Source organism: Mycolicibacterium sichuanense, from assembly GCF_033741125.1.
Taxonomy (GTDB): Bacteria; Actinomycetota; Actinomycetes; order Mycobacteriales; family Mycobacteriaceae; genus Mycobacterium.
Window position 1 is genome coordinate 1 of sequence record NZ_JAWQPU010000016.1, and the last position, 13,309, is coordinate 13,309.

15 protein-coding genes are annotated in these 13,309 nt (G+C 65.9%); 9 read left to right on the forward strand and 6 right to left on the reverse strand.

The annotated features are described in order from the left end of the window. Nucleotides 1–108 precede the first annotated feature (108 nt). The gene (locus SBI80_RS27160; RefSeq protein ID WP_318978182.1) at nt 109–873 is read left to right on the forward strand and encodes an HNH endonuclease family protein; all 765 of its coding nucleotides are present in this window, start codon (nt 109–111) and stop codon (nt 871–873) included. Here the strand turns inward: SBI80_RS27160 and SBI80_RS27165 are convergent. Beyond that, complete coding sequence (locus SBI80_RS27165; RefSeq protein WP_318978183.1) at nt 870–1,973, reverse strand: hypothetical protein; 1,104 nt, start codon at nt 1,971–1,973, stop codon at nt 870–872. The two genes, SBI80_RS27160 and SBI80_RS27165, sit on opposite strands and share 4 nt — an antisense overlap. A gap of 2 nt (nt 1,974–1,975) precedes the next feature. Further along, nucleotides 1,976–3,292: a DNA cytosine methyltransferase gene (locus tag SBI80_RS27170; RefSeq protein ID WP_318978185.1), complete on the reverse strand. Its 1,317-nt coding sequence runs from the start codon at nt 3,290–3,292 to the stop codon at nt 1,976–1,978. A 626-nt stretch (nt 3,293–3,918) separates the two neighbouring features. Between SBI80_RS27170 and SBI80_RS27175 the strand changes: the two genes are divergently transcribed. Both SBI80_RS27175 and SBI80_RS27180 read left to right on the forward strand, forming a co-directional pair. Then, entirely contained in the window at nt 3,919–4,161 is a 243-nt protein-coding gene (locus SBI80_RS27175) for a hypothetical protein (protein ID WP_318978187.1), read from the forward strand. After that, nucleotides 4,158–4,481: a hypothetical protein gene (locus SBI80_RS27180; RefSeq protein WP_318978188.1), complete on the forward strand. Its 324-nt coding sequence runs from the start codon at nt 4,158–4,160 to the stop codon at nt 4,479–4,481. The genes SBI80_RS27175 and SBI80_RS27180 overlap by 4 nt, the downstream gene beginning before the upstream one ends. Nucleotides 4,482–4,603: 122 nt before the next feature. Here the strand turns inward: SBI80_RS27180 and SBI80_RS27185 are convergent, their stop codons facing one another. Further along, complete coding sequence (locus tag SBI80_RS27185) at nt 4,604–5,176, reverse strand: class I SAM-dependent methyltransferase (protein WP_318978189.1); 573 nt, start codon at nt 5,174–5,176, stop codon at nt 4,604–4,606. On the opposite strand from SBI80_RS27185, the gene SBI80_RS27190 reads away from it, so the two are divergent. The 3 genes from SBI80_RS27190 (at nt 5,170) to SBI80_RS27195 (ending at nt 8,338) form a co-directional block, all read left to right on the forward strand. Then, entirely contained in the window at nt 5,170–5,784 is a 615-nt protein-coding gene (locus SBI80_RS27190; protein ID WP_318978191.1) for a dihydrofolate reductase family protein, read from the forward strand. The two genes, SBI80_RS27185 and SBI80_RS27190, sit on opposite strands and share 7 nt — an antisense overlap. A gap of 115 nt (nt 5,785–5,899) precedes the next feature. Then, the gene (locus SBI80_RS28275; RefSeq protein WP_413232828.1) at nt 5,900–6,172 is read left to right on the forward strand and encodes a CDGP domain-containing protein; all 273 of its coding nucleotides are present in this window, start codon (nt 5,900–5,902) and stop codon (nt 6,170–6,172) included. Nucleotides 6,173–6,670: 498 nt separating this feature from the next. Then, a complete protein-coding gene (locus SBI80_RS27195) occupies nt 6,671–8,338 on the forward strand; it encodes a cellulase family glycosylhydrolase (protein ID WP_318978193.1) in 1,668 nt (555 codons plus the stop codon). Nucleotides 8,339–8,345: 7 nt separating this feature from the next. Here the strand turns inward: SBI80_RS27195 and SBI80_RS27200 are convergent, their stop codons facing one another. From SBI80_RS27200 to SBI80_RS27210, 3 genes are read right to left on the reverse strand one after another with little or no spacing between them, the layout of a single operon-like run. Then, nucleotides 8,346–9,170, reverse strand: a complete 825-nt coding sequence (locus SBI80_RS27200; RefSeq protein ID WP_318978194.1) for an SURF1 family cytochrome oxidase biogenesis protein — start codon at nt 9,168–9,170, stop codon at nt 8,346–8,348. Continuing rightward, nucleotides 9,170–9,667, reverse strand: a complete 498-nt coding sequence (locus tag SBI80_RS27205; protein WP_318978195.1) for a low molecular weight protein-tyrosine-phosphatase — start codon at nt 9,665–9,667, stop codon at nt 9,170–9,172. Before SBI80_RS27205 ends, SBI80_RS27200 begins: the two co-directional genes overlap by 1 nt. Continuing rightward, entirely contained in the window at nt 9,660–10,307 is a 648-nt protein-coding gene (locus SBI80_RS27210; protein WP_318978196.1) for an HAD-IA family hydrolase, read from the reverse strand. Before SBI80_RS27210 ends, SBI80_RS27205 begins: the two co-directional genes overlap by 8 nt. 47 nt (nt 10,308–10,354) lie before the next feature. Here SBI80_RS27210 and SBI80_RS27215 point away from each other — a divergent pair, with 47 nt between their 5' ends. Genes SBI80_RS27215 through SBI80_RS27225 form a run of 3 tightly spaced genes read left to right on the forward strand, consistent with a single transcriptional unit; the run spans nt 10,355 to nt 13,307 of the window. Further along, nucleotides 10,355–11,488, forward strand: a complete 1,134-nt coding sequence (locus tag SBI80_RS27215) for a Nif3-like dinuclear metal center hexameric protein (RefSeq protein WP_318978197.1) — start codon at nt 10,355–10,357, stop codon at nt 11,486–11,488. Beyond that, on the forward strand, nt 11,485–12,231 hold the full coding sequence (locus tag SBI80_RS27220; RefSeq protein ID WP_318978198.1) for a zinc ribbon domain-containing protein: 747 nt from the start codon (nt 11,485–11,487) through the stop codon (nt 12,229–12,231). Before SBI80_RS27215 ends, SBI80_RS27220 begins: the two co-directional genes overlap by 4 nt. Beyond that, complete coding sequence (locus SBI80_RS27225; protein ID WP_318978199.1) at nt 12,228–13,307, forward strand: bifunctional RNase H/acid phosphatase; 1,080 nt, start codon at nt 12,228–12,230, stop codon at nt 13,305–13,307. The genes SBI80_RS27220 and SBI80_RS27225 overlap by 4 nt, the downstream gene beginning before the upstream one ends. The last annotated feature ends 2 nt before the right edge of the window (nt 13,308–13,309 follow it).

The following is a 13,309-nucleotide window of genomic DNA, read 5'->3' on the forward strand; positions in this document are numbered from 1 at the left end:
CGAGTTCGAAGCCGCATTCTACGATGCACAGCGGACCGACCAAACCCTGGTCGAAATCCAATAGCTCGAGCCTCCGACAGAACCAGGGCGTTTCAGGAGGGTGTCCGAATGCTCGGTGCGAAGGTGTTGCTGCCCGCGCTGCTCTCTGGGCGGGCAGTGCTTGCAGACGAAGCACCCAAAGAGAACCTTCGCGCTCTGGCCTCGGCCCTGACGACACTATTCGTCCGACACACCGTCATCGGTGGTCGGGAGTCGACCACGCTCGAGTCGACCGTCTACTCAGTGGCAGCCGAACTTCGCGAGGGCAAGGACTTCGATGCTGCTATCTCCGCCTTGCAGTCCTTCGCGCCAGACGCCGATGATTTCGTGGCCCGATTTGCACGCGCCAGCGTGAGCCGCACCGCCACGGCTCGCTATCTGCTACGCGAAATTGAGCACGCTAAGCGCGTGACTCAGGAGGTCGCCGTTGAGTTAGGTGATCGCGTCCATGTAGAGCACATCTACCCCCAGACCCCTGAAGAAGGTGCCCGGTGGAGCAACCATGCACAGATGGTCAACCGGCTCGGAAACTTGACACTGCTCGGAAAACGAATCAACACCTCACTAAAGAATGCGGACTTCGAGACCAAGAAGAAGCTAGGGTACAGCAGTTCGGAAATTCTTCTCACCAAAGATCTTCTCGCACAGAATATTTGGTCGGCGGACGCGGTGGAACAGCGCCAAAAAGAGCTGGCGAAGCTGGTATTCGATATTTGGAAGTTTCCCGGCGAAGCATCCCCCACTACCGCACAGACCGCCGAGCTGGCGGACTCCATCTCGAAGGACGAGAACGATGCACAAGTCCTCGACGAACTTCCTGAAGTGCCAGCTTAAGGGTCGACCCGCGCACCAAGGCGTGAGAGCCAGGCCTCAAGACTCGCTATGCGTCCCGAGTCGATATAGTCTAACGCGCGCGTAACGCCGCTGTTCTGCCGCTGAGCGGCTGCGCTGACCGACGTCTCGTAAACAACCCGCGGTCCCCGCGGATTCACATGGACGACGTCACTGAAGATCGCTTGATTGAGTCGCCGCATGTCACAGGCGGCCGCGAGTCGAGCGGGGTCGAACTCATTGGTGACCAAGACGTAGTCGAAGGAACGGCCGCTCGCCTCAAGGCGCGCGTAAGTGTCGAAGTCCGTGGCGAACTGTTCTTCACGATCGCTGCGTACGGACCATTTGCAACTCACGAGCACGCGGCGCCGATCTTGACGTTGCACAAGTGCCAGATCTACCTTCCGGGTCTTCTCACCACCGCGTGGCGGGTTGAATCCCGGCAGCTCATGAAGAGCGGGACGCACGAGTATCTCGTAGTTCGCCTCGATGGCCGGCAGGCGCCTAAATAAAACCGCGAGTGTGTCCTCGAATCCCTCTCCCACCAGGTTCTTTCGCTTGTTTTCGCTGCTTCTGTAAGCCTGTATTCGCTGGGAAAGGAGGCGGATCAACTCCATGGGTGGAACTTCACCAAGACCGGAAACGAGCGTGTCCTTGATTAGTGCTTCGAGCTCGAGATCCTCGCCGGGAAGTGGCATGTTGTCACGCGCGTATAGCTCTCGCTGGCCCCGGGCCCGCTCCTGAAGAGTTATCGCCCTCGTGTTAGCGGCGCGAGCAAGGTCCTCGGCAGCTGCCGTAAACAGCCAGTCGATTTCATCGGCCAGACCTCGTGCGGATGCGCCGAGCTCACCAGCCAGCCACTGATGGAACCTCAATGACCTTGCGTACCAGGGCCGGCCAGGCTGGCACTTATCACTCTCATAGCAATGTGCCAATCCGATCGTCCGGTCGATCCACATCAGAAGGCGATATGTGTGCCGCCACGCGGACTCTGCGGAGACAGGCTCACTCGCGACCGACAGAAAGTAGATGTCGAGCAGCCTCGCCCGGTTCTCGGCGCCAAAGGCCCTGTCGACATCAAAATCGACTCGCCGCTCAGCCATTGTCAGGCGCGGATTGTCGTTTTTAGTGGCAAGTATTCGAGGACGGAATCAGCGATAGCCCGGGCCAGTAGCGGGGGCACTGCATTGCCGATCTGTCGGTACCTACTGTGTGTTGCGCCGTTGGGCAGGCGGCCGGGTATCTCGCCCCGTCTCTCATCAGTGATGACTACGAAGTCGTCGGGGAACGATTGAAGCCGACAGAACTCCCTGACGCTCAACGCTCTTGATTCCGCATAGTGATAAACCGCGTCTGCCTTAGTATTAAGGGTCCACGCCCATAGTCCGGGGTGGAGCCGCCGATAAGCGTAATAGTGCTTACGGGCGAGGAAATCAGAGCCGGTGCTGGGTCCCCATTTCTGCCCCGTGAGATACCGCGCCTTCAGCGATTCCGGCAAGTCACGGTAGTTGCCCCCGGGCGGAATTCCATCAAGCCGAAGCCTGGTGTCCCCGTTAATTTTTGGCACGCTCAAGTTAGATACCGTCTTCGAGGTACGCATGAGTCTTTGATAAGCGGACGTCGCGGACCGGAGTTGCCTTATCTGGAGCGTGTCCTCACGATTCCCAGCTAGGAGAAAATTCAAGTCGCCGATTGCCTGCTCCGCCGAAACCACCCCGAGGTCGCGAGGCTGGCGTAGGCGATCGAGTAGCTCCTCTGCGACTACGTCATTGCGCAATCCGAGACGGTAGCCGCCGCCCTGTACCGCGTCGTTCATCAGGGTTAGCGCGACGCTAGCCCCGGACCCGACTATTTCTGGTGGTTCTTGCCTGAGGTCGCGATGCAATCCGACGAAGATGAGGCGTTTGCGCGTCTGCGGCACGCCATAGTCCACAGCATCGAGCAGTTGAGCGCGCACTCGGTACTTTCCGGACTGCGCGAGGTCCTGCAGGACCTGCTCCTTCACTCCCATCTGGGCCATTCCCTGCACGTTCTCCATCACAAACGCACGTGGCTCAATCTTGCCGACCACACGCACGAACTCGCGGTAGAGCGAGTTCCGCGGGTCGTCGATGAGACGCGAGTGATTTCGAACTTGAGAGAACGCTTGGCAAGGGGGCCCGCCCACGACCACGTCGGCACCCCTGCCTGCCTCGATCACCTCACTGCGGATCTGGGGCTTGCGAATGTCTCCTACGACGATCGCGGCCGCAGGAAAGTTGCGAGCAAACGTGGCCATCGCATCAGGGTCGTGGTCAGAGCCGGCCAGAACCTCGAAGCCCGCCTGCTTAAAACCGACGGACAAGCCGCCCGCCCCGCAAAAGAGGTCCACTACCGACGGACGACGGCCACCGTCAGAGGGATTGCTGCTGCTTCTGGACACGAAAGTACTTTGTCATCCCCTGCCGACAGGTCAGGTGAGACACGCTTGGCCACGCGCCAACTCTGTCTCCCGTGCTTGAGCGGTAATGGCTTGAGGACTCAAGACGTGGGAACCATCGCAATCGCAATCAGCGACGATGGCGAGATTGATGAGGCCGAGCAAGCAACATTCGCTAACTGAGCGGGAGCAGGGTCGTGTCACACCCGGTATCGGCCCGCCCGAATGTCAAGGCTCGGCACAATGCGCTTACGTTCTGCTTCTCTTGACGGTCCTAGTGGAAGGCTACTGACTGCGTGACGCGCTCATAAGGGGGCCGCTCGTCGCCGTGAGGCACGACGCCTTACGTTAAATGCGGTGCTTCGTCGACAACCGAACGCCCCAACGAGGGCCAAAAAGTACACCCCCGCTGTGCCGAAAGTGTGCCAAGAAGGGCAAGTGCAGATGAAACGCCGTCGACGCCGTGAACGGCTGCGACCAGCTGACCTGCGCAGACCCAGAAGTAAAGCACCAGACGAGACGCCAGAGATACGTCAGAAAACCATTTACAAACCAGCGGTCGTGGGTTCGATTCCCTCTGAGCCCGCTAGTTGGGTCGCAGCACCCGCGCGGCCGGTAGCCTCGGGCGCGTGATCGCGTGGATCAACGGTACCCATGGCGTCGGCAAGACGACGACCAGCTACCTCGTCCAGGCGCTCATCGCGGATTCGCGCGTGTTGGATGCCGAGAAGGTCGGCGAGACGCTCATGAACATCACGCCGGGTCTGCCCAGCACGGACAACTTCCAGCACTGGCCGCCGTGGCGGACCCTGGTGGTCGAGACCGCCCGCCAGGTCCTCGACTACACTGGCGGCACGCTTGTCTTCCGATGACCGTCCTCGTCGAGCGGTACTGGCGCAAGATCAGCTCCGGCCTTGCCCGGCATGCGATCCCGGTGCGGCATTTCGTCATTCACGCCGACCAGGACACCCTGCGGCGGCGCATCGACGATGACGTCGTGATGGGCTCGTCGCCGTTCCGGCACGAATACTTCGAGCCCTACGCCGAGGCGGCCCGCACCTGGCTACATGCCGAGGCCGAGGTCGTCGACACCGTACGCACCACACCCGAGCAGGTGGCGAGGAGCCTTGCCGCAGCAGTCAACGAAGGGGCCGGCGGGCGATCAGGACCTCCAGGCCGACGGGTTCGGTGAGGACTCCGGACGGAGAGAGGGCGAGAATGGGCTCGGCGACCGCCTCCTCGAAGGCGGGTCTACGGTCGCCGAGTAGCCGGCGCAGGGGCAGCGACGTCGAGTACAGGTAGCCGATGACGTGGTCAGATGGTCCACGTCCGCGAGAACTCGTACACCCGTCGATCGACGTGGCGGAAGGCCGAGCCGGCCAGCACCCGTTGGTGCGTCGGGCCGCCGAGTGCAGCCGGCGCCGGGTTGGGCGGCAGGAAGCGTGCCTGCACCTGCTCGATGGCGCGCTGCCACGGGGCGTTCGCCTGCACGAGGCAGCCGTCGTTGACGATGACCAGGGCGCCACCGTCGACGACCAGATCGTCCAGGGCTTCCAGGACCCGTTCGCGGTCCATCCAATGGAAGCACCGGCCCATGGTGACCAACCGGAAATAGCCGAGGTCGGCGGGTAGATCGTTCGAATCACCCTGTGCCCAAATCACATTGAGGACACCCCCGTCGCCTGCCCGGCGGGCTGCTTCGGCGAGCATCTCGGGTTCGGGGTCGACACCGACGGCCTCGGCGACGTGGGCGGCCAAGGGGAGCGTCAGTTGCGATCGGTCCCGCCCAAGACGATCCCCCCTCGCCGGTCCGATGAGTTCTTCGGTCCGCCTCAGTCTGCATCGGCGAGACTTAGTCGACCACCCCCACCGGAGGACACGTGCCACGAACCAATCTCTCGATGTCGATCTCGGCCGACGGCTACGTCGCTGGGCCGGACCAATCCGCGGACCAGCCGCTCGGCGTCGGCGGCCTGCGACTTCACGACTGGCACATCGGGCCCGCCAAGGACCATCCCGTCAACCAGCAGGTGGTCGCCGACATGATGGCCGGCATGGGGGCAACGATCATGGGCCGCAACATGTTCGGACCGATACGTGGCGAGTGGGGGGACTCGGACTGGACGGGTTGGTGGGGTGACGAGCCGCCCTACCACTGCCCGGTGTTCGTCCTGACCCACTACCCGCACGACCCCATCGAAATGCAGGGCGGCACCACGTTTCACTTCGTCACCGACGGAATCGAGTCGGCCTACGCGCAGGCCGAGGCGGCGGCGCAGGGCCGCGACATCTCGATCGCCGGAGGGGCGTCGTGCGCGCGGCAGGCGATCACCGCGGGACTGGTCGACGAGATCGACCTGCAGATCAGCCCGGTGATCCTCGGGTCGGGTGAGCGCCTGCTCGACGGATTCGAGACGGGTGCACCGGAACTCGAGCTAGCCCGGGTGCTGGAGGCCCCCGGCGTGGTCCACGTGCGCTACCGCGTCGTGAGGTGAGCCGAGTCCGGGACCTTCGTCCCTAGAGGGCCGACGTCCTCGGTGGTCCAATCGACTCGAGGATCCATCGCCCTCGGGGGTGCCCATGACTTCGACGATCAGGACGTCAGCCGGGATGGTACGGGCGTGCCGGCCCTCGGCGGCCCGGCTGGGTGCGACGGTGTGCCTCATCCTCCTTCTCGGCCCGCTCGGCACGGCCACGCTTCGAAGCGTGACCCCGCAGGTCGTCGCGGATCCTTGCGGCGGAGCTGTGGTCCTCGGCAACGGTGGATCCCAATGCGACGGGCCGCCCGCGCCCGACGGCAGCTTCCAGCGATGCGTCTCGGTGTACGTGCTCGGGATCGGTGGATGGAATTGCTACACGGTGTATCCGCCCGTCCCGCGGTGACCTCGCATGGGTCGCCGTCCCGTTGACGGTCGCGATGATTCTGGCGAACGTCGCAACTTTGCCACGAGGGACCTCTCGCCCGCTCATGGGCCGTCGATTTCACGAATTCGATAACTGCCTGGCAAACACCTGATCGTGATTCCAATTGATGTTGAAAACCTGTGCTCAGCTGTTTCATTTTCTGAACTGAGCAAACGAATATGCCGATCGGAGGCAATGCCTAGCCGGGCCAAGCGAACGGGACTTTGTTTGCTGAAAGTGTCTGGCGACGTCGAATTTCGAGGCACGTCAGCTGGAGTTCGGGCCATGTAATGGCTGTTCCAGCCTGTTTTCCTCCAGAAACGTGGGTTACGTCACCGAGCGATGGGGAACAGAACTGAGTAGTGGTGTTCGGCTCAGGGCGGGACGCCGACGTGAAGAAAAGGAAACGGCAAGATCATGAAGCAAATGAGTGGGAGTAGCTGGCGCCCGAACGTCACCCGACTTTTCGTGGCGGGCGTGGCTACCTTTGCAGTATCAGGTCTGGGAGCGTTGGCCTTGATGCCCTCGAGCGCGCAGACGGTAGCGATCGAGAACACGGCCGCGATTGACGAGTCCAATACGACCGTCGGCATCGCAGACTCCGACCTCTACTTCGCGTCACCGGCGCAAATGGATGCGGCACTGGACGAGATGCAGGCGATGGGCGTCAACACGGTCCGCGTCGGTATTCCGTGGGCGGGCATCAACCCGGTGCCCGGGTATTACGACTGGTCGCACTCGGACTATCTGATCAATGCCGCGGACGCCCGTGGCATGGGTGTTCTCGCGGTCATCACCACTACCCCCGGTTACGCGCAGAACCCCGCGTCACCCGGGGTCTACAGCGCCCCGACCAACCCGGCGGACTTCGGGACCTTCGCCGGCCTGGCAGCCCAGCGCTACGCCGGAAAGGTGGGCGCCTACGAGATCTGGAACGAGCCCAATGCCGCCCCGTTCTACGGCCCCCAGCCCGATCCCGCCGGCTACACCCAGCTGCTCAAGGCGGCGTATCCGACCATCAAGGCCGCCGATCCGAATGCGACCGTCGTCGGCGGCGTCGTCGGCTCGACCGTCACCTACGGCAACCTGACGATGAACCCGGTGGACTTCGTCGACGGCATGTATCAGGCCGGCGCCGCGGGTTCCTTCGACGCGCTGTCGTTCCACCCTTACCAGTACACGACACCGTTCTCCCAGGGTGAGCCCCTGCCCAACTCCCCGCTGAACCAGTTGGAGGACATCCGGGCGCTCATGGTCGCCAACGGCGACGCCGGCAAGACGGTGTGGGCCAGTGAATACGGCGAGCCGACTGCGGTCGCCAGCGAGGCCCAGCAGGCGGCCTATTTGCAGGACATGCTGTCGACGTGGCGGACGCTGAGCTACACGGGCCCGGCGTTCGTCTACACGCTGCAGGACACCGACAGCAGCAGCTCCGATCCCGAGGCGACGTTCGGGCTGATCCGCAGCGACGGGACCTGGAAGCCGGCGGCCTACATCGTCCGGGACCTGGCGACGAACCCCGGCACCACCGCGACGATGGCGAAGATGGCGCTCGCCATGCCGCAGGCGGCCCAGGCCGACCCGGCTGACCTCGCGACCCTCACTCAGCTGGCCGCCTCGGCGCCGGCAAACGTGCCGACCGCCACGACCACCGAGGCGACGACCGCAACGGCTCCAGTCATGCAAGCTCCGGTGCTACAGGCGCCCGTCATCCAGGCTCCCGTGCTGCAGGCGCCCGCCCTGCAGGCCTCGGCAACGCAGGCCCCGGCAACGCAGGCGCCGACGGTCACCGCACCGACGGCCGCCAAGACCGTGCCGACCGTGGCTGTGCCGGCGCCGACGACCGCCGCCACCACGGCGCCGACGACCCAGGCCCCCGTCATCCAGGCGCCGGTGTTGCAGACACCCGTGCTGCAGGCGCCCGCGTTGCAGTCCTCGCCGACGGCCGTTCCCTCGACGCAGCTGGCTCCGTCGATCAGCGTGGCCAGCACGCCGACGAAGACGGCCGCTCCCTCGAACACGGCCGCTGCCTCGAAGACGGCCACTGCGCCGAAGCCGAGTGCCCCGGCATCGAAGCCGGCGGCGAAGAGCGGCTCGTCCAACGGTCAGTCGCAGCCGAAGAACGTCAAGCAGCGCCGCGGTTGAGAACCCCTCAGGACCGCTTTCCGTAGCGGTCGGCGAGCTTCTGCTCGGTGGTCAGCGGCGCCGTCGCGGCAGCCCGGGAATCACTCTCGGCCTTGTCGCGGCGGCGTTGCTTGATCTCGGCGAACACGAAGTACCCGACGCCGATCGGCGCGATGATCCCGAACGCGATCCACTGAATTCCGTAGGACAGGAAGGGGCCGGCATCCAGGTGCGGCAGCGCGATGGCGCCCAGACCGCCGGGTTGCCCGTCGACGAGCTGCAGGTAGGAACCGGCCAGCGGAATTCCGGTCACCTGGGCGATCTGCGCGGTGCTGATGGAGTAGACCTGCTGGACCCCGTCCTCGCGCAGCGGGTCCTTGCCCGCGACGATGCCCTCGGAGTCCCGCAACCGGGCGACGATCGTGACGGTGCCCGTCGGGGGCGGGGCGAATTCGGGCACCCGGGTACCCGTCACCGGTTTGACGTAGCCGCGGTCGACCAGGATTGTGGGGCCACCGTCGACGCGGAACGGCACCAGCACCTCGTAGGCGGGGTTGCCGTCGATCACCCGGAGCCTGGCGAGCACCTGGGCGTCGTTCAGGTACCTGCCCGTCGCGCTGACTTGGCGCCACTGCGCCCCCGGTGCCGACGAATCCTGATGCGGCAGAAGGGTGGTCACCGGGACCGGCGGTTGAGCCAGGGAAGTGGAGATCTGCTGGTTCTCCCGGGAGGTCTTCGTGTTCTTGCCGAGCTGCCAGGGCGCCAGCACGGTGAAGCACAGGTAGGCGAACGCGATCGCCACCACGTACAGCGCGAGCCACTGTGGCTTGAACAGGAAGGTCAACCGGCGCATCAGCTGGCGAACCCCCGTTGGTCGAGCTGGTCGTCGACCCAGGCATGCAGTCCAGGCAGCGACGCCTCGATGACGGCGAAGGTCTCCTCGTAGTCCTCGAGCGACCCGTAGTAGGGGTCCTCGACGTCGAGCGGATGGGCGGTCGAACGCGGGTCGAACGACCGCATCATCCGTAGACGTTCAGATGGCACGCCCAGGTCGCGCAGGATGCGGACGTGGTTGCGGCCCATGGCCACCACCATGTCGGCGGCCAGGTGGTCGTCGTCGAGCACCGAGGCGCGGTGCGCGGTCGGATAGCCCTGCTCCCGCAACACGTGGACGGTGCGGTCGTGGGCGGGGTCGCCCGCGTGCCAGCTGCCGGTGCCGGCGCTGCTGACCCGCACCACGCCGGACAGTCCGCGTTCGTCGATCTGGTGGGCGAACATCTTCTCCGCCATCGGCGATCGGCAGATGTTTCCCGAGCAGACGAAGGTGACGTGTAGCGGCTGGTCAGACACCGAGCACCTCGCGGAGGTCGTCGACGGTGGCGACGTGACGGTACGGGACCAGATCATCGGGGCCACCGAAATCCGAAGCCCCGTAACCCCATTGGACCACCACCGTGTCGATGCCATGGACGGCGGCGCCCTCGACGTCGTGCGAGCGGTCACCCACCATCAGCACCTGGTCCGGCAGCGGCCCCAGCTGAGCCAGCGCGTGTGCCACCACGTCGGCCTTCGCCGAACGCGTTCCGTCCGTGCTGGCCCCGGCGATCACCTCGAAGTGATCCTCGATGCCGAAGTGTTCGATGATGCGACGGGCCGTCACCTCGTTCTTCGACGTCGCCACGGCCAGTCGCACGCCCGCGGCGCGCAGGTCGGCCAGCAGCTCGGCGATGCCGTCGAAGAGGCGGTTGTTCGACCAGCCCCGCACCGTGTAGTCGGCGCGATAGGCGGCGAACGCCTCCGGCGCGCGATCCCCGAGCCCCATCGACGTCAGCGTCTGGTGCATGGGCGGCCCGACGACGCGGCCGGCGAGGTCGCCCTCGGGCACGGTGGCACCGATCTCCCCGAGTGCATGCCGGAAGCTCGCCACGATCCCGGCGGCGGAATCGGTCAGGGTGCCGTCGAGGTCGAATATGACTAGCTGGGGACTCACCGGTCCATTGTCTACTGTCTTCTTGTGGACGAACGCAGAGGTGCAGGGTGAGCGCACGGCTGTCCGACGTCATGGCCGTGCTGGACGGGGCATATCCGCCCGCTCTGGCCGCGGACTGGGACTCGGTGGGTCTGGTGTGCGGCGATCCCGCAGAGGCGGTCGATTCCGTGACGATCTCGGTCGACGCTACGGCCGCCGTGGTGGCCGAGGTGCCGCGGCGGGGTCTGCTGCTGGCCCATCACCCGCTGCTGCTGCGCGGGGTGGACACGGTGTCGGCCGATACCGCGAAGGGTGCCGTCGTGCACGAGCTGATCCGGGCCGGAAGCGCGCTGTTCACCGCACACACGAACGCCGACTCGGCCGCTCCCGGGGTGTCCGACGCGCTCGCCGGGGCACTCGGCCTGCACGTCGAGGGCGTGCTCTCCCCGGTGTCCGACGGCGCTCGGCTGGACAAGTGGGTGGTGTTCGTTCCCGGCCCGCAGGCCGAGAGGGTGCGTGAGGCGATGTTCGACGCGGGAGCCGGCCGCATCGGCGATTACGCCCGTTGCAGCTGGACGGTGACCGGCATCGGTCAGTTTCTGCCACTCGAAGGCGCGACCCCGGCGATCGGCACGGTCGGTGCTGTCGAACACCTCGCCGAGGACCGCGTCGAGATGATCGCACCCGCTGGGCGCCGCCGTGCAGTGCTCGCGGCGATGAGGTCCGCGCACCCGTACGAGGAGCCCGCCTTCGACGTGCTGGCGCTGGCGCCGTTGCCGTCGGAGGTCGGCATCGGACGCATCTGCGCACTGTCCGAGCCGGAGCGCTTGTCGGCGTTCGTCTCTCGGGTCGCACGCGGTCTGCCCGCGACGTCGTGGGGGGTGCGGGCGGCCGGCGATCCCGACGCGCTGGTGTCGAGGGTCGCGGTGTGCGGGGGAGCTGGCGATTCGCTGCTGGTTACGGTGGCGAGCGCCGGCGTGGACGCCTACGTCACCTCCGACCTGCGCCACCACCCGGCCGATGAGCACCTGCGGGCCTCCGACGTCGCGCTCGTCGACGTGGCGCACTGGGCCAGTGAGTTCCCGTGGTGTGATCAGGCCCGGGCACTCTTGAGCGCACACTTCGGCGACGCGCTCGACATTCGCATCAGCCAGGTCCGTACGGATCCGTGGAATCTAGAGAAGGACGCACTGAGCACATGAAGGCCGAAGAGGGACAACAGCGTTCGGTTCTGCAATTGGCGGCGATCGATGCCGAGCTGAGCCGCCTCGACCATCGCGCCAAGCACCTCGAGGAGCAGGGGGCCCTCGATGCGATCCTGGCCTCGCACCGGGAGGCCGAAGACGCGCTGGCCGCGCTCGACATCGCGCTCGACGACCTCGAGGGGCAGGTCGCGAAGTTCGAGAGTGAGATCGACTCGGTGCGCAAGCGCGAGGACCGGGACCGGGCGCTGCTCGACGGTGGCACCGTCGACGTCAAGCACGTCGGCGAGATTCAGCACGAGCTGGAGACGCTGCAGCGCCGCCAGGGCAGCCTCGAGGACTCGCTGCTGGAGATCATGGAGCGTCGCGAGAGCCTGCAGAACGACCAGGCCGAGCAGCGCGGCAACGTCGAGGAGCTGAAGAACCAGGTGGGGTCGGCGACGACCGCGCGCGACGAGGCGTTGGTGCTGATCGACGAGGCCCGTCATCAGGCCGTCGCCCGGCGCGAGGCGGTGTCGGCGTCGCTGAACCCCGACCTGCTGGCCCTCTACGAACGGCAGCGAGCCAACGGCGGGCCGGGAGCGGGGCAGCTGCAGGGACGCCGCTGCGGCGCCTGCCGCATCGAGATCGACCGGGGCGAGTTGGCCCGCATCTCAGCCGCTCCGGAAGACGAGGTGCTTCGTTGTCCCGAGTGTTCGGCAATCCTGGTGCGGGTCAGGGACTTCAAGGACTGGGGCGAATGAAGGTCGTCGTCGAGGCCGACGGTGGATCCCGCGGCAACCCCGGGCCGGCCGGTTACGGCGCCGTCGTCTGGAACGGTGACCACGACCGCGTGCTGGCCGAGGCCAAGGCCTTCATCGGCCGGGCCACCAACAATGTGGCCGAGTACCGGGGCTTGATCGCCGGTTTGGAGGCGGCCGCCGAGTTGGGGGCCACCGAGGTTGCGGCGCAACTGGATTCAAAGCTGGTGGTCGAGCAGATGTCGGGCCGGTGGCGCGTCAAACACCCCGATCTGATCCCGCTGCGCCAACGCGCGGTCGAGCTCGCGGAGCGGTTCGACCGCATCACCTACGCCTGGATCCCGCGCGAGGAGAACGCACACGCCGACAGGCTGGCCAACGAGGCGATGGACGCTGGTGACGATCCGCCCGAACCCAAGGCGGCCGAGGCGGTCTCGCCTGCGGGGTGGACGGGTGCCCGCGGCGAGCCCACCAAGATGCTGCTGCTACGGCACGGGCAGACCGAGCTGTCGGTGGGACGGCGCTACTCCGGCCGCGGCAACCCGCCGCTCACCGAACTCGGCCAGCGACAGGCCGCCGCGGCCGCCCGCCACCTCGGCCAGCGTGATGACATCGCCGCGGTGGTCTCGTCCCCGCTGCAACGCGCGTACGACACCGCCACGGCTGCGGCCAAGGTACTTGGGCTGGACGTCACCGTCGACGACGACCTCATCGAGACCGACTTCGGTGACTGGGAGGGTCTGACGTTCGGCGAAGCAGCCCAACGGGATCCGGGCGTGCACGGTCAGTGGCTGCGCGACACCAGCGTGGCACCGCCCGGGGGTGGCGAGAGCTTCGACGCCGTCGCATCGCGGGTTCGCCGCGCGCGGAGCCGGATCGTCTCCGAGTACGGCGGGGCCACCGTGCTCGTGGTCTCGCACGTCACGCCGATCAAGACGCTCTTGCGACTGGCCCTCGACGCGGGGGAGGGCATCCTCTACCGCCTGCACCTCGATCTGGCATCGCTGTCGATCGCCGAGTTCTACCCAGACGGTGGCTCGTCGGTGCGACTGGTCAACCAGACCGCCTACCTGGACTGAGA